The following is a 1,062-nucleotide window of genomic DNA, read 5'->3' on the forward strand; positions in this document are numbered from 1 at the left end:
GTTACCACCACCGGAACCTATGAACTGACACGTGCAGGCGATGGTATGAAACTGGAAAATCTGGAACTGACAGACGGTGTCTTTAAGTTTGAACAGGAAACACCTGGTGAAAACCTTAAAGTTACCTTCAGCGGTTATAAGATCCGGGAAGACCAAAATGCAGATAACCTGTATGTGCTTCTGGATACTACAGCTGAAACAACAGCAAGTATCCGTGAGCCAGTTCCGACGGATCAGATTTTGTCCCAGCTGATAGAAATAATTAACGGAGATTATGAGGATTCCATTGAAAATTATCTGCCAATAGAAAATATGGAAGAAAAGGTAGAAAACTCCACGGTTTCTGTTATTAACGAAGCATTGGGACAAAATGAATTCCTAAAAGAATACCAGAACCTGATCTCCATTACGGCAAAGATTCAGGACAAAGGAGAACCTCTGGCGAATGCTTACACATATACCCTGGCCATTGAAGCAGTAGTTACAACCTCGACTGGGAATACCTATACAGAAACCGGAACCTATCAGGCTGTAATAAGAAAGCTTACACCGGAGCTAGGAACGAAACCTGAAACGAACATTCTGGAATATCAGAAACCGTTATCTGACTGCGTCCTGAAAGGCGGAAAAGTAACATGGAATGGGCTGGAAGTAACAGGGGAATTCAGCTGGAAGACTCCGGAAGTAAAACCATCTGGAGAAAATAACGGAACCGATAATGCAAATTATACGGTTGTATTTACGCCTTCTGAAACCAACATTTATCTTCCTGTAGAATTTGACCTTCCAGTAAGAACGCAGATTGGTGTCCGCGTAAGCTGTAAAGCCGACAGCCGTGATTACGAAAAAGGTAATGTTACCACCACCGGAACCTATGAACTGACACGTGCCGGTGACGGTATGAAACTGGAAAATCTGGAACTGACAGACGGTGTCTTTAAGTTTGAACAGGAAACACCTGGTGAAAACCTAAAAGTTACCTTCAGCGGTTATAAGATCCGGGAAGACCAAAATGCAGATAACCTGTATGTGCTTCTGGATACTACAGCTGAAACAACAGCC

Annotated in this window: 1 protein-coding gene; it reads left to right on the forward strand. The window is 43.1% G+C overall.

Annotated elements, in window-relative coordinates; all coding sequences use genetic code 11:
* The coding region (locus ABHC48_RS04345) for a hypothetical protein (RefSeq protein ID WP_195699165.1) at positions 1–1,062 on the forward strand (1,062 nt) is incomplete at both ends.

Origin of the sequence: Ruminococcus sp. 1001136sp1 (assembly GCF_039841815.1) — a bacterium.
Taxonomy (GTDB): domain Bacteria; phylum Bacillota; class Clostridia; order Lachnospirales; family Lachnospiraceae; genus Blautia_A; species Blautia_A faecis.